Source organism: Chloroflexota bacterium, assembly GCA_009840355.1.
GTDB lineage: Bacteria > Chloroflexota > Dehalococcoidia > Lucifugimonadales > JADFKI01 > Bin90.
In genome coordinates this window covers 31,788-50,013 of sequence record VXNZ01000025.1, presented here as the reverse complement: position 1 = coordinate 50,013, position 18,226 = coordinate 31,788, and the positions used below count along the sequence as shown (strand labels likewise).

Annotated in this window: 17 protein-coding genes; 7 read left to right on the top strand and 10 right to left on the bottom strand. The window is 58.0% G+C overall.

All coding sequences use genetic code 11. The features are described 5' to 3' along the window. Positions 1–542 precede the first annotated feature (542 nt). From F4X57_07205 to F4X57_07185, 5 genes are all read left to right on the top strand, one after another. Positions 543–1,955 (top strand): DUF1800 domain-containing protein, encoded by a 1,413-nt coding sequence (locus F4X57_07205; GenBank protein MYC06943.1) that lies wholly within the window; start codon positions 543–545, stop codon positions 1,953–1,955. A gap of 65 nt (positions 1,956–2,020) precedes the next feature. Beyond that, entirely contained in the window at positions 2,021–3,160 is a 1,140-nt protein-coding gene (locus F4X57_07200; protein ID MYC06942.1) for a DUF1501 domain-containing protein, read from the top strand. Positions 3,161–3,316: 156 nt separating this feature from the next. After that, positions 3,317–4,315 carry a 6-bladed beta-propeller gene (locus F4X57_07195; GenBank protein ID MYC06941.1) on the top strand — a complete coding sequence of 333 codons (999 nt, stop codon included), beginning with the start codon at positions 3,317–3,319 and terminating at the stop codon, positions 4,313–4,315. Further along, positions 4,188–5,384, top strand: a complete 1,197-nt coding sequence (locus F4X57_07190; GenBank protein MYC06940.1) for an ABC transporter permease — start codon at positions 4,188–4,190, stop codon at positions 5,382–5,384. The genes F4X57_07195 and F4X57_07190 overlap by 128 nt, the downstream gene beginning before the upstream one ends. 159 nt (positions 5,385–5,543) lie before the next feature. Next, positions 5,544–6,911, top strand: coding sequence for a putative DNA modification/repair radical SAM protein (locus F4X57_07185; GenBank protein ID MYC06939.1), 1,368 nt, complete (start codon positions 5,544–5,546; stop codon positions 6,909–6,911). Positions 6,912–7,037: 126 nt separating this feature from the next. Here the strand turns inward: F4X57_07185 and F4X57_07180 are convergent, their stop codons facing one another. The 6 genes from F4X57_07180 to F4X57_07155 form a co-directional block, all read right to left on the bottom strand. Continuing rightward, positions 7,038–8,219 carry a tyrosine--tRNA ligase gene (locus tag F4X57_07180; GenBank protein MYC06938.1) on the bottom strand — a complete coding sequence of 394 codons (1,182 nt, stop codon included), beginning with the start codon at positions 8,217–8,219 and terminating at the stop codon, positions 7,038–7,040. Positions 8,220–8,262: 43 nt separating this feature from the next. Then, positions 8,263–8,715, bottom strand: coding sequence for a response regulator (locus F4X57_07175; GenBank protein ID MYC06937.1), 453 nt, complete (start codon positions 8,713–8,715; stop codon positions 8,263–8,265). Between the two features lie 45 nt (positions 8,716–8,760). Further along, a complete protein-coding gene (locus F4X57_07170; GenBank protein ID MYC06936.1) occupies positions 8,761–9,273 on the bottom strand; it encodes a response regulator in 513 nt (170 codons plus the stop codon). Between the two features lie 18 nt (positions 9,274–9,291). Further along, positions 9,292–11,466 (bottom strand): GAF domain-containing protein, encoded by a 2,175-nt coding sequence (locus tag F4X57_07165; GenBank protein ID MYC06935.1) that lies wholly within the window; start codon positions 11,464–11,466, stop codon positions 9,292–9,294. Positions 11,467–11,501: 35 nt separating this feature from the next. Continuing rightward, on the bottom strand, positions 11,502–12,422 hold the full coding sequence (locus tag F4X57_07160; GenBank protein ID MYC06934.1) for a bifunctional riboflavin kinase/FAD synthetase: 921 nt from the start codon (positions 12,420–12,422) through the stop codon (positions 11,502–11,504). Between the two features lie 292 nt (positions 12,423–12,714). Then, positions 12,715–13,992 (bottom strand): MFS transporter, encoded by a 1,278-nt coding sequence (locus F4X57_07155; GenBank protein MYC06933.1) that lies wholly within the window; start codon positions 13,990–13,992, stop codon positions 12,715–12,717. A 79-nt stretch (positions 13,993–14,071) separates the two neighbouring features. On the opposite strand from F4X57_07155, the gene F4X57_07150 reads away from it, so the two are divergent. Beyond that, positions 14,072–14,710, top strand: a complete 639-nt coding sequence (locus F4X57_07150) for a class I SAM-dependent methyltransferase (GenBank protein ID MYC06932.1) — start codon at positions 14,072–14,074, stop codon at positions 14,708–14,710. Between the two features lie 163 nt (positions 14,711–14,873). Here F4X57_07150 and aroH read toward each other — a convergent pair whose 3' ends face one another. The 4 genes from aroH to F4X57_07130 form a co-directional block, all read right to left on the bottom strand. Then, the gene (gene aroH, locus F4X57_07145; GenBank protein ID MYC06931.1) at positions 14,874–15,248 is read right to left on the bottom strand and encodes a chorismate mutase; all 375 of its coding nucleotides are present in this window, start codon (positions 15,246–15,248) and stop codon (positions 14,874–14,876) included. Positions 15,249–15,318: 70 nt separating this feature from the next. After that, on the bottom strand, positions 15,319–16,128 hold the full coding sequence (locus tag F4X57_07140; protein MYC06930.1) for a tryptophan synthase subunit alpha: 810 nt from the start codon (positions 16,126–16,128) through the stop codon (positions 15,319–15,321). 18 nt (positions 16,129–16,146) lie between these two features. After that, the gene (locus F4X57_07135) at positions 16,147–17,076 is read right to left on the bottom strand and encodes a CPBP family intramembrane metalloprotease (GenBank protein ID MYC06929.1); all 930 of its coding nucleotides are present in this window, start codon (positions 17,074–17,076) and stop codon (positions 16,147–16,149) included. Further along, positions 17,061–17,708: an MBL fold metallo-hydrolase gene (locus tag F4X57_07130; protein MYC06928.1), complete on the bottom strand. Its 648-nt coding sequence runs from the start codon at positions 17,706–17,708 to the stop codon at positions 17,061–17,063. The genes F4X57_07135 and F4X57_07130 overlap by 16 nt, the downstream gene beginning before the upstream one ends. Before the next feature lie 240 nt (positions 17,709–17,948). On the opposite strand from F4X57_07130, the gene F4X57_07125 reads away from it, so the two are divergent. Continuing rightward, positions 17,949–18,215 carry a hypothetical protein gene (locus tag F4X57_07125; protein MYC06927.1) on the top strand — a complete coding sequence of 89 codons (267 nt, stop codon included), beginning with the start codon at positions 17,949–17,951 and terminating at the stop codon, positions 18,213–18,215. Positions 18,216–18,226: the final 11 nt, after the last annotated feature.

Sequence of the window (18,226 nt, the reverse complement as noted above, 5' to 3'; positions counted from 1 at the left end):
CGCACATATCAACATTGCCGCGAAGACGCTCCATGTTAAGTGGGTGTCGCCCAGCCCCGAAGATCGAACCGCGATCGCCACGTTCAGCACCGTCGGCGCAAGTACGAGCGCGGCACCCTGAAATCCGACCAGCAATGCGACAATCGGAGGACAAGCCTCCTCAGTTCATACCGTTGGGCTGTTCTGCGTTCCCGACTGTTTACTCGCCAACTTATCACTCTTGGAGACAACACTCGGAGAACTTTACCACATCTATACACTTATACATAACCTACCGCAAATGTCGTGGGCAGATAGTGCGGGACGTGTTTTGCCTTACGCTCCCATGTAAAACCTGTCTGGAGCCTCGGCTGACCCTGAGAATGGAACACCCCTGCGATATAACGCGAAGTCGCTGCCTGTTGTGCGCCTTTCCCGTGTGATGTAAAATACACACTGATGTATAATGTGAAGATACCCGTACACGGCATGTAAGGTGTTTAACCACGAATTAGAGTATCAATTCGACTGAAAACTACTCACTTCTTAAGGAGGGAGCGAGAATGGCTAATGATGTTGCCCAGATTGCCCACCTGATGCGCCGCGCAGGTTTCGGCGCCTCACGGGCGGAGCTGGACGAATTGGGAGAGAAGGGCTACGAGGCGGTCGTCGATGACCTCGTGAATCCGGAACGCTTTCCGGAGCTTGAAGAGGACATCTGGAAGAGATACAACCTCGAACTGAGCTACACGGACTCTTTGCCCGCGCACACCGGACGCTGGATTTACCGCATGGTCAACTCGGAGCGGCCACTTCAGGAGAAGATGGCGCTGCTCTGGCACCACGTATTTGCCACTGCTTGGTACAAGGGCGAGCACGTGCCGTCCATCGTCCGCCAGATCGAGACATTCCGCGAAGTCGGCTTGACTGATATGCGGACAATTCTGCTCGAGCTCGCGAAAGACCCGGCGATGAACTATTGGCTGGACAACTGCGAAAACCACCGCGGCGAGCCCAACGAGAACTGGGGCAGGGAATTGCTCGAGCTGTTCTCCATGGGCGTCGGGCACTACTCCGAAGAGGACATCAAGAACGCGTCTCGCGCATTTACCGGCTGGACATTCACTCAGCCCATACCGCTGTATCCCTTCGGCAGCTACGACGCCGAGTTCCTCTATGTTCCCGAAGACCACGACGAATCCGAGAAGACCTTCTTGGGCGAGACTGGCAACTTCAACGGCGAGGATATTATCGACATTATCGTGCGTCAGCCCGCCACGGCAGCGTTTATCTGCCGCCACATCTACAACTTCTTCGTCGCGGACGAGCCGCAGGTACCCGCATGGGAACTCGAGCCGCCGCGCGACCCTGAGGCGATGGAAATCCTCATCAGCGCCTACTTCGAGAACAACGGCGAAATTCGCCCCATCCTGCAGACGCTCTTCAACTCAGCGTTCTTCAAGGAAGCGATGTTCAAGAAGGTGAAGAGCCCGTCCGAACTCGTCGCTGGCACTATCAAACTGGTCGGCACTTACAAGTTCCCGCAACCGAACGAGAATATCGGCGCGCTCAGCGCTGCGACCGGCGTGATGGGGCAACAGCTGATGAACCCGCCAACGGTCGAAGGCTGGCACACGGGACACGAGTGGATTGACGGCGGCACGCTTAACGAGCGCATCAACTTTGCGGTCAACCAGCTCAATGACCTGTCAAAGCCCGGCGTGCAGGACATCGTTTCCCGTATGGGCGATGGCAGCGAAGACGGCAAGCTGGCGCCGGAGCAGTTCGTCGAAATGTCGCTCGAACTCGCCGGTCATGTTGCCGTTGACGACGCAACCCGCGAAGGCTTGCTGCGTTACGCGGAGGCGGCCGGGCCCCTCGCATTCGACACCGAAGGCGAGGCAAATGACAGCGCCACGCACATCGGCAGAATGCTGCAGCTCATCGTGTCCACCCGCGAGTACCAGTTCGCCTAGTACACTGAACATAGATACACTTTTCGTTGACATCTACAGGCAAGCAAGCATAAGGAGGCATTGAGATGCCAGCCAATGGTAACGGAAAAGACCCGGTCATGGTCGTAGTGCAGCTCTCCGGCGGAAACGACTTCATGCACACGCTCATCCCGTACAACAGCCCGACCTACTACGACAACCGCAAGCTGGTCAAGATCGAGCGCGAGGATGTGCTGCCTATCAACGACGACCTCGCCTTCAACCCCAACGCGCGCCCAATCAAGGAAATGTTCGAAGAGGGCAAGGTTGCGGTAGTGCAGGGCATCGGCTACCCGAACTCCAACCGCTCCCACTTCCGAGGAATGGACATCTGGCACACTTGTGAGCCGGACAAGGTCGTAACAGAGGGCTGGGTCGGCAAGGCGCTCCGCGAACTCGACCCCAAGGGCGAAGATGAACTTACAGGCATCAACTTCGGCGTCGGTCTGCCGCGCGCGATGGCAGTGCCGGGCGTTCCGGTGACTTCCGTCAACGATCTCGATAGCTACGGTCTGATGACCGGCATCGGCGAGGACGAACAGCGCGACCAGGCGCTGCAAATCTTCAAGGACATGTACGCCCAAGCGATAGGCACCGGTCCCGTTATGGAATACCTGTCGCGTACCGGCATGGATGTGCTTCGCGGCGCGGACAGGCTGAAAGCTGCCCCCGCGCAGTACAGCTCCACGGTAGAATACGGCGACAACGCGATCGCTAACAGCCTTCGCGACATCGCACGGGTGCACACGACCGGGCTTGGCACGCGCATCTTCTACACCAGCCACGGCGGCTACGATACGCACGCCAACGAGAATCCAACGCATCCGAAACTGCTGCAAGACCTGTCCGGCGCAATCCGTGACTTCTTCGATGACCTGAACGAGCACGACGCGGCGGACAATGTGGTGATGCTAGTCTTCACCGAATTCGGCAGACGCATCAAGGACAACGGCAGCGGCACGGACCACGGTTCGGGCGGCGGCGCGTTCATTATCGGCGAGCCGGTCAAGGGCGGTCTGTACTCCGAGTACCCGTCCCTCGATTCCAAGGACTGGGCGAAGGGCGAAGACCTGGAGCACACCATCGACTTCCGCGGCATCTACGCAACGATGCTCGAGCAGTGGATGGGCATCGACTCCCCCGACATCGTGAACGGTAAGTACGAGCAGATTACCCCATTCAAGTAAAAAGAGTTAGTCGGTCTGGCAGTTAGTCGGTTCGTCGGCACGAAAGCAGGAATCCACTGCGGCATAGCACAGGACCGACTCAAAGTAGATTCACTATGCTGAAAGATTGACTAACTGAAATACCGACAAACTGAAAACTCCAGCGAGGTGCAAATTATGGCCAGACCATACGCATTGCTCAGGTCGGGCTTTCCCTATTACATGACGCTCGGCATGCGCCGCGTAACATCCAATGCTGTTGACATCGCGTTCGGCAAGGAAGACCGCATCTACATCCTGTGCCGTGGCGGACTCGGCACGGACATTCGGCGCATCAACTGGGCGGACGACAATCTTGGCGTCATCGGCGGCGGCACATTCCAGTGGCCCTCCGGCTTGCTCTGCGACGAAGACGAACTGCTGTATGTCTCGGACGAGGCGCACAACAAGGTCTTCGTGCTGGACAGAGAAGGCACGCTCCTGAATAGCTGGGGCGAGCAGGGCGACGGCGCGGGGCAGTTCAACCGCCCGACCGGATTGGCGTTCGACGACGACGGCAACATCGTCCTGTCCGACACGCTCAATCACCGCATTCAGACTTACAGCCGGGAAGGCGAGTTCATCTCGCAGTTCGGCGAGTTCGGCGATGGCAAGGGGCAGCTGAACATGCCCTGGGGCCTGACCGTTGACGACGAAGGCGACATCTATGTAGCCGACTGGCGCAACGACCGCGTGCAGAAGTTCGCGCCCGACGGCGAGTTCCTGATGGAAATCGGCGCCCCCGGCGGCGACAAGGGCGAGTTCGACCGCCCGACCAGCGTTACCGTTGATTCTGACGGCGACATATATGTCTGCGACTGGGGCAACGACCGTGTGCAGCTCTTCGACAGCGAGGGCAGATTCGTCGAGCAGTTCATCGGCGACGCGAACCTGTCGCGCTCGGCGCGCGAGTACATCCTTGCCAACCCGGTTACACTGCGCCTGCGCGAGATGGCTGACCTAGAAGCCACCAAGCGCTTCCGCGCGCCGCTAACCGTGCGCACGGACGATGAGGGCAAGCTGTATGTCTGCGACTTCGGTTCGCACCGCATCCAGATATACAAGAAGGAAGCCTACGCGCTCAACGAACAAGAGATTGCGCCGCCCTTGCGCAATCCGGTGCTATTCACGACCTAGCCCGGTTCGCACGGCATCGCAGTCAAACGCTTATCCGAGGGGCGGGAAATCACCCGCCCCTTGTCTTTTGCGCAGCCACTCCATCCCGCTTAACCTGTGCATCCATGTCAGTTCCCATTTCATGACTACACGCACCAGCACCGCATTCGTCGATATGCAGCGGCGCATGCGCCCATCGACAGTGAGGCGCGCGCTGTATGTGCTGCGCCGCTGGCCTCTGATACCCATCGTCATAATTGGCACGCTCGTTGCCTGCGCCATATTCGCCGACTACATCTCACCGAGCCTGCCCAATCGCCAAGACTTGCGCGACCGCACGGCGGCGCCGTTCTGGTACGCGCAGTGCGTTGGCGAAGAAAAGCCGTATCGCGATTATTGCAGCAGGGGCGGCAAGTACATTCTCGGCGCGGATCCGCTTGGCAGGGATGTGCTGACGCGCATAATTCACGGCGCGCGCGTCTCGCTGACACTTGCGGCAATCAGCATCGCCATCGGCATGATTATCGGCGCTACGCTTGGCTTAGTCGCGGGCTACTTCGGCAAGTACATAGACGAAGTCATAATGCGCCTCACCGACATCACCTCCGCGATTCCATACCTGCTGCTCGCGCTGATAATCGTCGTAGTGCTAGGGCAGAAAATCTATGTCATCATCGGCGTGCTCGCGCTGGCGAGCTGGCCCGAAATCGTGCGCCTTGTACGCGGGCAGACGCTGCAACTGAAGACGCTCGACTATGTAGCGCTCGCCAAAGTCGCGGGCGCCTCGAACTTCCGTATCCTATACCGGCACATCCTGCCCGGCGTGATGAACACGCTCGTCGTGGCGACCACGTTGCAAGTAGGCGGCATCATCCTCGCCGAATCCATACTCGGCTACCTTGGCGCCGGCGTGCCACCGCCAACGGCCGCCTGGGGGGCGATGGTCGCCGATGGACGCAACTACCTCTCCAATTCGTGGTGGGTCGCGCTCTTCCCGGGTCTCGCTATCTTCCTCACAGTCCTATCGTTCAACTTCATCGGCGACTGGCTCCGCGACCGCTGGGATACCCGCCTCCGCCAAATCCTCTAGCGAAACAAGCCGTTCGTGGTGAGCTTGTCGAACCACGAATCCGCAATCTACTCCCCAAACGCATCTACACCGTACATCCTGCCAGTCTCTCCATTGACATTTCGCTCGCCTGTGCTAATATCATGTAAGCGAACATATTTTCTATACAGGTGAGGCCAGATGTTAATCAAGCACACTCCGGACACATTCGAAAAGATGCACATTCTCGGCGGTATGGCAAGCGACGACATACTCTCGCGGCCCACCGCGCCCGGCAGGAACACGCCCGCACCGTACACTTCTGCGCGGCGCAATCCGGTGCCCGGCGTTTACAAGGCTGCGATGCCCAACGGAAAGTTCATCAATCTAATGCGCGTGATGTTCACCGACTTCTGCATGATGGACTGCTTCTATTGCCCGAACAGCCACTGGGTGCCGCGCAAGCGCTTCGCCTTCAAGGTCGATGAGCTCGCCAACACCTTCATAGAACTGCGCCGCCGGCATACGGTCGATGGACTATTTCTCAGCTCCGGCATTGCGGGCAGCGGATCGAAGACGACCGAACGCCTGCTGAAGGTCGTGGACGCCATTCGCAACAAGCACGGCTTTAAGGGCTACATTCACATGAAAGTGATGCCCGGCACGGACTATCCGCTGGTCGAAGAAGCGTACCGGCTAGGCACACGGTTGTCGGTCAACATCGAGACGCCCACTGTGGAAATGATGCAGCGCCTCAGCACGATGAAGGACATGCAGCGCGACATTCTCGACCCGATGCAGTGGGTCGCGGACCTGATGCGCCGCAATAGAGGCAACGGAAGAGGCGTGACCATCGGGCAAGCCACGCAAATGGTCGTCGGCGCTGCGAACGAATCCGATTGGGACATCTTCCAGCGCATGGAGCAACTCTACCGCGAATGGAACTTCAAGCGCGTGTATTATGCGCCGTTTCAGCCCATTCGACATACGCCATTGGCGGAACATCCGGCGACGCCGATGATTCGAGAGCATCGCCTCTACCAGACGGACTGGCTCAAGCGCGTGTACAAGTTTACAAACGACGAAATGCGCCTAGCCTACGACGCCGACGGCTTCCTGCCGCACGACGAAGACCCGAAGCAGTCTATCGCTGTGCACAATCTCGACGCATATCCGCTCGATGTAAACGCTGCGAACAAGGAACAGCTGTTGCGCGTTCCCGGCGTAGGCCCCACATCCGCTGATCGCATTATCGCCAATCGCTCGGCACATAGTATCGACAACTGGCGCGATTTGCAGACCATGGGCGTAGTGCGCAAACGCGCCTGGCCATTTCTGCGCTTCCCGGGGCACCGCCCGCCGCGCGCAAGGCAGCTCAAGCTCGATCTATTCGGCGAAGGCGCGAAGCAAGCCCGCAAGAGCGAACAGGCGGCGCGGCTAGGTCTAGCGCAGACAACACCGCAGCCATCGTACAGTCCTGAAACTTGCGGAAACTCTGCCACAGGCACATCGTGCGCAGGATGCCCACTCTACGGCAGCCCGGGCCATCCGGGCAGCGCGGTGGCGTAGTTTGCAGCTATGGCTCGGTGCTGGACCCTGTTCGTCCTGAGCCTATCGAAGGACGAGCTTTGTTTGCCGTTGCTAGTCCAAGAGCCTCAGTCTCTTGTATAGCCAAGTGGGATAATGTTGCCATCTCTACACCACTCGCACATACCTGCGGCGTCCCACGCGTAACACTGAGCCGACAGTCAGCACGCTCGCCGTGTCCTCGCTCACACGCTCGCCGTCTATCTGCACCGCGCCTTGGCTGATCAGCCGCCTCGCCTCTCCGGCGCTGCTCGCTAGTCCGGCATCAACTAGCAGACGGCTAAGCCGCATTCCTGCGAGCGCGTCAGGCGTGGGCAATGCAAATTCCGGCATATCGTCCGGCATTTGCCCGCCTTGCACGGTGCGCTCGAATTTGTGCTCGGCATTAGTCGCCGCATCCGCGTCGTGGAATTGAGCCACCAGTTCGCGTGCCAGACGCTTCTTCAACTCCATAGGATTTACGGAGCCGGCGTCAAGCGCCGTGCGCATCTCGGATATTTCGTCTTCGGCTATGTCGGTCAAGTATTCGCTATACGGCAAGATCTGATCGTCGGGCAGGGACATCGTTTTGCCGTAGATTTCGTCCGGCGGCTCGTCGATGCCGATGTAGTTGCCGAGGCTCTTGCTCATCTTCTGCACGCCGTCGGTACCCGGCAGCAGCGGCATCAGGAAGCACTGTTGTGGTGTCTGCCCTACCATCCCCTGTAAGTCCCGACCCACCAGCAAGTTAAACATCTGGTCAGTGCCGCCGAACTCTACGTCCGACTCAATCGCCACCGAGTCGTAAGCCTGAAGCAGCGGGTATAACAGTTCGGTGATGGCGATGGGCTGGTTTGCTTTGAAACGGTTCGCGAAGTCGTCGCGCGCTAGGAATTGCGCCACCGTGAACCGGCTGGTCAGTCCGATGACATCCGTCAGCGAGAACTCGCCGAACCACTCGCTTTGCCAGCGCGTTTCCGTCCTGTCGCGGTCCACAATCTTGAAGAACTGAGCCATATATGTCGCCGCGTTCTCCCGCACCTGTTCGGCGGTGAGCATCGGGCGCGTCGCTGACCTGCCGCTTGGGTCGCCAATCTGCGCCGTCCAGTCTCCGACGATTAGCACAACCTTGTGTCCCAGGTCTTGCAGCTGCCGCAGTTTGCGCAGTCCTACCGCGTGCCCCAAGTGAATGTCGGTCGCGCTCGGGTCGAAGCCCATTTTCAGACGTAGCGGTCTGCCGCCCTGTAGCCGCTCCACGAACTCCGACTCAACGATAATATCGTGCACGCCGCGCTTCAACACGCGGCGCATCACGCCTTCGTCGTTAATCGCCTCTGCCAACAATCTTGCGCTCCTAGTCTGGCAACACAGCCACATTCGTCCAGTAGTTCAGCAAGTCCCGAACTTTGGCGTTGAACTGGAACACATCTACTGGCTTCGTGATGTAGCTGCTGATGCATTTGCTGTACGCGTACTCAAGGTCTTCCTGCGACTGCGAGGTCGTCAGGACCACGACGGGAATCCTGCCCAATTCCGGCATTGTTTCCAGTGCGGCTAGGACTTCCCTGCCATCCATGACTGGCATGTTCAGGTCGAGCAGAATCATGTCCGGTCGCGGCGCTTCGGGAGATCCCCCTTCACGCGTGAGTATTGTCATCGCCTCTTGCCCGTTGTTCGCCACCGTGAAGTTCACATGGAACTCAGCGTCTTCCAGTATCAACTGGATTAGTCGCACATCCGCCGGATTGTCTTCCACCAGCAGAATCTCCAACGGTCGGCTCGCAGGCCTTCTATATATCGTAGTCATTTCGAATCACTCTAACTGTTCCGTATGGCGAATTCGGCGCGAAGCCTAGCTGCCGCCGAACGGCCACCACCAGCGCCGCTTGCCACCCGACTCTTGCGATGCTTGCTCTCCCGCAGGCGCTCCGAGGCTGATCGGCTGTCTGCTGAACATGCTGAGCTGCGTCACCACATTGTTGAACCGCTGCAACTCGATGGGCTTGCGGCAAAAGCGGCTCGGCGGGATGTTGTACGCGTTCAGCAGGCTCTGCTCTGCCTCCGTGCCGGTCAGAATCATCACCGGAATGTTCACTAGATTCTCGTCCGAGTTGATGTCCGCGAGTACTTCGGGTCCGTCCTTGCGCGGCAGCCGCAGGTCAAGAAGAATCAGGTCGGGACGCGTGGCGCCGCTATGCTCGCCCTCGCCCCGCAGAATCTCCATTGCCACAACGCCGTCCTCAGCCACGGTGATGTTCGTGGCGTGCTCCGAGCCCTTGATTACCTCTTCCGTCAACCGCACATCCGCCGGGTTATCTTCCACTAGCAGTATCTCGATAGCCCTGTCTGCCGTCTCTGTAGTCATGAATCCATCTCCTTTGATTTAATCCTCCGCAACCGGCAGTGTGAAACTGAAAGTTGCCCCGTTTCCAACCTCGGATTCAACCCAAATCTTTCCCATGTGCCGCTCGACAATCTTGCTGCATATCGCGAGGCCGATGCCGGTGCCCGGATACTCGCCCCTCCCATGCAGCCGCTTGAACATACCGAAAATGCGGTCATTGTGCGCCGGGTCAATACCGATGCCGTTGTCCGACACCGACATCACCCATGACTCGCCCAGCCGCACGCTCGATATGTGAATCTCCGGTTTCTCGTCGTTGCAGAACTTCATACCGTTGCTGATGAGGTTCTGGAACAACTGCGAGATCTGGTTGATGTCGCCCTGAACTTTGGGCAGCCTATCGTGCGTAATCTTCGCGTTCGATTCGTTTATCGCGACTCGCAGATTGGCAAGCGCATGTTCCAGCGCACTCGAGCTTTCGACCGGCTCCAGTGGACGTCCCCGCGTGCCGACGCGCGAGTATTCCAGCAAGTCGTTTATTAGAATCTTCATCCGCTCGGTGCCGTCCACTACATAGCCGATGAACTCGTCCGCCGTCTCGTCCATCTGGCCGCTGTACCTGTCGGACAGCAGCTGCACGAAGCCGGATATGACCCGCAGCGGCTCTTGCAGGTCGTGCGACGCCACGTATGCGAACTCCTGCAACTCGGCGTTGGAGCGCGCAAGTTCGTCCGCTTGGCGCGCCAGTTTTTCCTGCGCTCTCTTGCGCGGCGTGATGTCGTTCGAATACACGCGAATCTGGTTCGTAGCGGGAATGTGGACGATACGCTGTTGGTATGTCTCGTCGCCGACATCAACCTCGCGAGAGTGGAATCCGCCGCTTGCCGCGAGATCTTCGATAATCTCGTCAATCTCCGCCATGATAGGATGTCGCGGGCCCATGTCGTGCAGGTTCGGGAAGCGCTGCTCTGCTAGCGGGTTGCAGAACGCGATGCTGCCGTCGAGATTCGCCTCGATTACCGGATTCGGGTTGTGCAGAGGGAATGTCGCCAGCCTGCGCTGTTCGGCGTGTAATTGCGAAATGGCGACCGCAGGCGCAATCTGCCGCGCTATTTGCGTCAGCATGTTTATGTCGCGCTGCGTGTAGGCGTTCTCCGTGAGCGAGCGCACGTTCAGCAAGCCTATAGGCTCGTTCTCAAATACCAGCGGCGCCATAACGATGGAGCGCATGTGGTGAAACACCATACTCGGGTATCGCGCACGGAGCACATCCGCACTGCCTTGCACTAAGATTGTCTCACCGGTCAGTATCGCGTCTTCCGCGGGCGTGCCGAGCATAGAAAACGTCTCGCCTACGCCGCGTGCTTCCATCGCTTCCCCGAGCACATAGGCGTTGGTCAGCATGTCTTCGTCTTTGTTCAGGATGCTTAGCGAAATCCTGTCGAACGACAACAGTTTCTGCACTTGATTGGCGAAGTCCTGATAGACATCGTTGATTTCTATCGACGACGAAATAATTCTGCCGATTTCGGCGAACAGCGTCTGCTCTTGAACGAGTCGGTGCTCGAAGCGCACGCTCTCCTCTAGCGCGGCTTGCGTTTCCATCTGCTTGGCATAGAGTAGCGAATTGGCGACCGCGCCTGCGATCTGCGACGCGACGCGCTCCGCTAATTCCAGGCAGTTCTCGTCATATGCGTTCGGGTCGCTCGACCTGAAGTGCAGCGTGCCTATGACTTCGTTGCGCGAGAACAACGGCACGGCGAGCAGCCATCGCAGCCCTTTGCGCGCGATGGGCGTCTGTAACAGAAACTGCTCTTCGACAAGATGTTCGGTGGCAGGCGTCAAAATCAGACCGCGCCGATTTTCCACGACCCATTCGGTAGGCGAATTCGCAAGACCTCGCACAAGACCCGGCGCCCATTCCTGAATGGTCTCGCCGGACTGATAGAGCGTAACGACTGTGCCGGCATTGGTGTTCACGCTGTTGATGACCAGCCGGTCGAACGGGAGAATGTTGCGAACCTGCGCCGCAAAGCCTTCATAGACTTCCTGAATGTCCGGCGAAGAGCTGATGACGCGACCTATCTCGGCGAAGATTGCGTACTCGGCCGCTACGCGGCGAGCCTCTACAACGGCGTCTCGATTGCCGCTGCTCGCACTTCGTGGGGCATCTTCTACGGTCGTATGACCAGGCTCGCCCGGGCGTTCTTGCATGAGAGACCCCCTTATTTCTGGGCTTCGGGCAATCGCTATGCCTGAAGCAATGTCCGCGTCTGTTCTACATCCAGCTCCATCTGTTCTAGCAGGGCATCTACGCTGTCGAATTTCAATTCGTCGCGCAGACGCTGTACGAACTCTAAGCGTAGTTCCATATTATACAGGTTACTGTCAAATCCCAGTAAGTACGCCTCGATAGTACGCCCTTTGCCATCGAAGGTCGGGCGAGTGCCGATGCTTGTCGCAGCCATATATCGCTCGCCGTTCACGAATGCGCGTGTCGCGTATATGCCGTTGCCGGGTATCGCCATGTGCGGTCGTACTTCGATGTTCGCGGTCGGAAAGCCTAGTATTCTGCCGCGCTGCTCACCCGGCACAACCGACCCGATGATGGCGAAATTGCGTCCTAACTTCTTTGCCGCGTCCGCAACTCTGCCATCGACGAGCGCCCTGCGTATATTGGTGCTGCGCACCGCGGTACCGCCTTCGGACAGCAGGTCCACAGCGCTCACCGAGAAGCCGAGTTCAGCGCCAATCTTGGTCAGTGTATCGACATTGCCTTCGCGTTTGTATCCCATCGCGAAATCTGGTCCCACCACAAGCCCGTGCATTCTAAGTTTACCGCGCAGCAGTTCGGCAAACTTGCGCGCTCGTAATCTCGCAACTTCCTCATCGAATGACACCGGAACAACGAAGTCTGCGCCAAGTTTTTCGATGAGGCGAATGCGTTCTTCAATGCTGGTGATGTACTGTGGCTGAAAGTTGGGATTCAGCACCGAGTCGGGATGATTGCGGAAAGTCAGTACGCCCGCCGAGGCGTTCTGCGCTCGCGCCTCGGCGATCACCTTCGTAATCAGGCTCTGATGCCCTAGATGCACGCCATCAAAGACGCCGATGGTCAGCACCGAGTTCCTGTCGATGTGCGCCTGTCCCAGCTCCCGCTCGATTCGCATTGTGCCTCGGCCTTGCCGTCCATTCACGGTGATTTACGCGCCGGTTTCTGCGTTGGGCAGAGCGAATTCAACCCTGATTTTCTACCTGCGCCCAAAGTGTTCGCAGTATATCAGACACGCATTCCCTTCTGCCATAATTCTGATGCAGTATGGCGTTCAAATATCATCTCACCTTTGTTCTCCATCAATATGTCCTTTCCCTCTTCGGGAGAAAGTAGGATAGGGCAAGAAAGCCTATTGCTTCCAAAAGGTGCGCGCTCGCCCTAGCCTTATGCCATTGAAGAGTCAACGGCTACCGACTAAACTTATGTGTCAGCAACAGCAAGCTCACCGGCAGAATCAGTGCCGTTGCCCCGCCCATAATGAGCATCGCGCTGGAAAGGCTGAAAATGTCGGCTATCCTGCCGTAGCCTATTGGCGCGATTACCGTGCCAATTTCGTTGGTCGTGTAGAACGAGCCGTAGAACCTGCCGCGTCTGCTAGCCGGCACATACTCCGCCACCGTCGCGTACAGAATCGACGATGTGCCGTTTAACCCAATGCCGAGCGCCACCAGCAACGGCGCCATCACGGGTATCGGTACTCCGGGCAGCAGCGCTGTCTCCACCGTCATGGGTGTGTACAGCGCGAGTGCAATCAGCGCCGCAGTCAAACCTTTGGTCGCCCAGATGAGGCTGACCGTGCTGAACCTATCGCCGAGCCAGCCGACCGTGAATTTGCCAATCGCGCCGCCAACGAACACGAATGTCATCATCCCAATCGCCTGCGGTTCGCTAACATCCTTGGATATGAGTACGAACGGGATGAATGTGAGCGCGCCGACCCGCGCCATGGAATCCAGTACGCCTATGCCGCTTAGCGTAACGAAGCCGTTCATCCGCGCTTTGTTCGCCGCTGCGCTCTGCTGTTCGTCCGTCTCTCGCACGGGTTTTCCGATGTCCACGGCGCGCCGCGTCAGCGTTGCCAGCGCCATAAGTATGAGGCTTATCAACCCGACAACGATCAGCAGTTGCCGCCACCCGAAGTTTATCCCAAGCCGGGCTGCGAAGAGGGGATGCGCCCAGATTGCTGCGGTTACAATCGGCGGTGCGAGCAGCTTGCCCAAGTCTCCGGCGAAGTTCACCGTGCCGACAGCCGCAGAGCGTCCCTTGTCGTCGTATGCGCGCGACACCATGCCGGATGCCAACGGATGCTGGAATCCGCCGCCGAGACCTCCCACGACGCTCAGTATCAGCAGCCACAGGAATGTAGTTGCGAGCGCCATCCCGACTAACCCAATCGAGACCCACACATTGCCGAGCAACAGCAACCAGAACTCGCCAGTGTAATCGGCGATCCAGCCGGCCGGCAATTGCAGCACTGCCGACGCGCCGCTAAAGGATGCGCGCAGGATGCCGATTTCCGTGAACGACAACCCCATGTCTCTTTGTATCAGAGGCAACAACGGATACAAGAGCGCGAAGTGCAGGTCGCTCACGATGTGCGTGCCGGAGCCAAAGTACAGCGAGCGGCGACTCTGCGGCGGGTTTATGATGTAGTTTCGGGTGAAACGCATAGTGGCAGACAGCATAGTGGCGCGGATTATACTACAATTGGCGTAAGAATAAGCAAGCACGACACGAAATGCGCGAAACAACACGGAGATTTAGATGGACGGCGATACGAAAGTGTTCTGGGATGAAATCTGGCAAGACGAATCGCAGGATTCGCCGCACTTCAGAGTGTCCCCGATTCTTGTAGCGGAGCTTACGGATGTGCCGCCGGGCAATTCGCTCGAAGTAGGCTGTGGCAATGGAAGCGACGCCATCTGGCTGGCGAAGCAAGGCTGGCGGGTAACCGCGCTGGATTTCTCGACTGCCGGTATTGATGTCGCCAAACGCAATGCCGTCAACGCCGGCGTTGACATCGAATTCATTGAAGCCGATGCCGCCACCTATCGACCGGAAACCGCCTACGATCTCATTACATCGTTCTACATCCAGCTGCCACCGGCGCGCAGGGTTGCGATGTTCGCCAATATATGCAGGGCATTGAAGCCCGGCGGCAGACTGCTATTCGTCAGCCACGACCGTTCCACGCCAATCGAAGGCTGGACGGAAGAAGGGCACTTAGCAACTCTGACAGACGCAGACGAAATCGCTGCGGAACTTCTGGAATTAGGGCTGGAACTGCAGATTGAGCGCGCCGTGAAGGTCGCAGACCTGCCGCCCATCGAAGGCGAAGGGCATGGGCATCATGGACACGGCGGTGAGACGAACAGCACAGTGGTTATTGCAAGGTCGAAGTGAAGGGTTGCGTGCTCTTTCTCTAGCCTAACTTCCCCAGGGTGAGATGCCCCATGGCAAACAGGGACATATTCCCATATAACTTGCTGAGCAAGATTAATCGTTTGAGACTTGTAAAGAGGAAAAGGTATATAGGATATAGGATCGCGCATGCTGAGACCGAAGGCTAATCTTTGTCTTCGGTGCGCCATTGGCGTAGGTTTGCTGCCTCTCGCAGATACACGTTGACCAGTTCGTCGGCGCGCTTTTCTGTGTTGACCAAGATTAGCGTGCGGATGCACATGGATTGCGAGCCGGGCACATCAATCTCCACTGCGTCCAGCAGCGCTACATGCGTCCAGCCCATTAGCCTTGCCGCTGCTGCCGGAAAGTCTGCGTTCAAGTCGGGCGTAGTGGTGAAAAACGCCGCCGCCACATCGTCCGCATCCAAATCGTTCGCCTTCACCAGTTCAGCGAGCATCTCGCTCGTCGCATTGAATACTTCGTCCTTTTCGTTGCTTTGAGCCGTTGTTGCCCCTCTTATGCCGCGGACTTTGGACATCCTGCTGCACCTTTTTTCTGTTCAAAGTGGAATTCGAGTGATCTATTGCTGACTAATGAGAATTGTCGCTCTAATCGCCGCCACGCAGCTGCCGCACAAATGCAGCCGCAGTCTCCGGCGCGTCTTCGCTAGACGCCCTGCTCACGCTGTCCAGCATTGCGCTTGCTACTATCGCGCCGTCGGCGAAGCGCGCAATGTTCTCCACATGCTCTCGCCTAGACACGCCGAACCCCACCAGTATCGGTAGGTCGCTATGCTCGCGTATGCGCCGCGCCAGGCCTTCTACGCCGCCCGATAACTCCGATCTCGCGCCCGTTACCCCTGTAACGCTCACGCAGTATATGAAACCACTTGCCTGTTTGCAAGCCTGCTCTATACGCGACTCGGTGCTTGTTGGCGCGAGAAGGGGTATCAGATGTATGCCTTGAGACGCCAGTATCGCCTGATACGGCGGCGCTTCCTCAGGCGGCAAGTCCGGGATGATGATTCCGTCTAAGCCCGCATCCGAAGCTTCCTTAGCGAACTTCTCTATCCCGTAGTTCAAGAATGGATTCAAATAACCCATGAAAACTAATGGCGAGTCTATACCTTTGGCACGTAGCCTGCGTAGAGCGTCCATTGCCTTCACGAGTGTCGTCCCGTTCTCCAAGGACAAGAAACTCGTCATCTGAACGGTCGGACCGTCGGCAAGAGGATCGCTGAACGGTATGCCCAGTTCCAGCATATCTGCTCCGGCGTCCAGAATGGACGCAGCCATATCCTCCGATGTAGCCATATCCGGGTATCCCAGAGTAACGAATGGCGCAAGCGCGTACTTGTCTTCAGCCCTCAGCGCCGCCAGTGTCGTATCGATGCGGTTGGTCATAGCCTTCCTTTGCATAGCCCTGATGTGTCGTAGTTATGTCGTAATTAGTGCTGCCGGAGTGTCGAACGGTAATTCCAGCGCCACTAGCGCCAAGGCGTTCTGTGCCGCGTGCGCCACGAATGGCGGCCATATCGACCCTGTTCGCAGGTACAGCCATGAGAGCAGCATACCCAGCACGAATATCGGAAACAGCGTGCCGATGCCCAGGTGCGCCACCGAAAATATCGCTGCGCTAAGTATCATTCCCCGCAGCCTGCCAATCGCCGCGACGAGCGCGGTGAGCAGGAACGCGCGGAAAAATACTTCTTCGCCGAGCGGCGCGAGTATGCTCACAACCGCGAATACCGGTACTCGCGCAAGCCCGTCGAACGATGCCAACTCGTCGAGATTCTGCTCCGGCAGCAGTATGTCAATGCCCAGCGCCTTAACGATGAGCGCGTACACCATCGCAACCGACAGCCCAATCGCCAGCACCACAACTGGTAGCCACGCCGTCTCGAACAGCGATGCGCGGCGGAATCCCAGCATCGCAGCCGATACGCCGTGCCGCCGCACTCCGAATATCCAACCCGCCGCTACCAGCGCAGACGGCAAAAGCGCGCTGCCCAGCACGCCTGCCATCAGCCTGTCTTCGACGATTCCAAGCCACAGCAGCGCCCATCCCAAGCCAATACTGCCGGCGACGCCCGCAGGCACGAACAGCACGGACGCGATGACAACATCAAGCAGCGACCACGGTACGATTCTTGTGCTGCCGGTGTCGCTGCAGGACAGGGCATCGCTGCCGGACGTTGGGTCGTTGCAGTGCGTTTCGGCACCAATTTGCAGTGCGTCGCCGCCAGTCGCAACCGGCACATCGTAGCGCGCCTCGTCAGGTATAAGCCCGCCGCCGTCTTGCGACTCCGTGGCGTTGTCCGGGCAGCGCGTTTTCGTGCCGTCTTCGTCGCCTACGCGTCCTTCCACAGCACATCGCCGAAAATGTCGTCTGGATGTTCGCGCGAGGCGAAATCCGCATATTCCGCCTTGGCAGTCTTTACATCGGTCTCATCGCCGCCGTGTCCGGGGAACACGGTGTCGTCGTCGTCCAGTTTGAACAGCTTCGTCGTTATGCTTTCTATTATCTCCTGGAACGATTCCGGCGACCAGGTCTTGCCCGGTCCTCCGGGGAACAGCGTATCGCCGGCAAACAGGTGTCCCGGCGTGTAGAAGCAGGCGGAACCTGCCGTGTGTCCGGGCGTGAGCATCGCGGTGAGGTTGACTTTCCCAGCGGAAATCACATCGCCGTCCCTAATCAGCCTGTCCGCCGGGCGCGGCAGTTCGTCTGCGTCTTCCGTGCTGATGCCCACCGGCGCGTCTATTGCCGCCGTTACAGCGTCAAAACCGAGCAGGTGGTCTATATGATTGTGCGTGATGATGATTGCCTTGACATCCGTAGTCTTCGCAAGCTCGATCATCGGCTCCGGATCCGCAGGCGTGTCGATGAGAATGCTCTCGTTAGTCTGCGGACACACCACGAGGTACATATTGTTCGCGTAGGGCCCACATTCCATCTTATGGATAATAATGCTGTCATCCTGATAGCGAGGCGTCGGCATATCTACTCCTCTAAGTCTGATAAAATAGTGTCGTAAACGGAATTATATCAGCCCCCAACGCCGCGTCAAATCTTATCAGTCCTTTCTCGTTGGAGCGTGGAAAGGTTGGATGGGGGTGAATGTTCGCACACAGAGGTTGAATACCCAATGGAGCGACAAATGACCTCCGAACACGAAACCACAACCAAAATCTATGATTTCGCCTGCGCGAAAGCGAAAGCGCAGAATAGGGAGCATTGCATGGCGAACTTTGGACTGACGGTTAAGCACGACAGCGATGGCAAGCGCATCGAGTTGGAGTGTGAGCACCAGAACGGGATTGTCTATGTGGTGCGCAGTGAGGCGAATTGGGTCTGCAGCGATGAATTGCTGCATGTGCATTCGCTTGCCGGTTTCTTCCGCGAACTCTGCGAGATGCAGGACGATCGCGTGTATGAAGCCATGCAGCGCTGGGGGATATACTACCGCCCACGCCCGCTTGCCTCCGACCGCGATTCGGCGCATTAGCGGACAAATGA

Excerpts from the sequence above, each read along its gene's own strand:
- F4X57_07205 (MYC06943.1), top strand. The coding sequence starts at position 543 with ATGGCTAATGATGTTGCCCAGATTGCCCACCTGATGCGCCGCGCAGGT.
- F4X57_07200 (MYC06942.1), top strand. The coding sequence starts at position 2,021 with ATGCCAGCCAATGGTAACGGAAAAGACCCGGTCATGGTCGTAGTGCAG.
- F4X57_07195 (MYC06941.1), top strand. The coding sequence starts at position 3,317 with ATGGCCAGACCATACGCATTGCTCAGGTCGGGCTTTCCCTATTACATG.
- F4X57_07190 (MYC06940.1), top strand. The coding sequence starts at position 4,188 with ATGAGGGCAAGCTGTATGTCTGCGACTTCGGTTCGCACCGCATCCAGA.
- F4X57_07185 (MYC06939.1), top strand. The coding sequence starts at position 5,544 with ATGTTAATCAAGCACACTCCGGACACATTCGAAAAGATGCACATTCTC.
- F4X57_07180 (MYC06938.1), bottom strand. The coding sequence starts at position 8,219 with ATGCGCCGCGTGTTGAAGCGCGGCGTGCACGATATTATCGTTGAGTCG.
- F4X57_07175 (MYC06937.1), bottom strand. The coding sequence starts at position 8,715 with ATGACTACGATATATAGAAGGCCTGCGAGCCGACCGTTGGAGATTCTG.
- F4X57_07170 (MYC06936.1), bottom strand. The coding sequence starts at position 9,273 with ATGACTACAGAGACGGCAGACAGGGCTATCGAGATACTGCTAGTGGAA.
- F4X57_07165 (MYC06935.1), bottom strand. The coding sequence starts at position 11,466 with ATGCAAGAACGCCCGGGCGAGCCTGGTCATACGACCGTAGAAGATGCC.
- F4X57_07160 (MYC06934.1), bottom strand. The coding sequence starts at position 12,422 with ATGCGAATCGAGCGGGAGCTGGGACAGGCGCACATCGACAGGAACTCG.
- F4X57_07155 (MYC06933.1), bottom strand. The coding sequence starts at position 13,992 with ATGCTGTCTGCCACTATGCGTTTCACCCGAAACTACATCATAAACCCG.
- F4X57_07150 (MYC06932.1), top strand. The coding sequence starts at position 14,072 with ATGGACGGCGATACGAAAGTGTTCTGGGATGAAATCTGGCAAGACGAA.
- aroH (MYC06931.1), bottom strand. The coding sequence starts at position 15,248 with ATGTCCAAAGTCCGCGGCATAAGAGGGGCAACAACGGCTCAAAGCAAC.
- F4X57_07140 (MYC06930.1), bottom strand. The coding sequence starts at position 16,128 with ATGCAAAGGAAGGCTATGACCAACCGCATCGATACGACACTGGCGGCG.
- F4X57_07130 (MYC06928.1), bottom strand. The coding sequence starts at position 17,708 with ATGCCGACGCCTCGCTATCAGGATGACAGCATTATTATCCATAAGATG.
- F4X57_07125 (MYC06927.1), top strand. The coding sequence starts at position 17,949 with ATGGCGAACTTTGGACTGACGGTTAAGCACGACAGCGATGGCAAGCGC.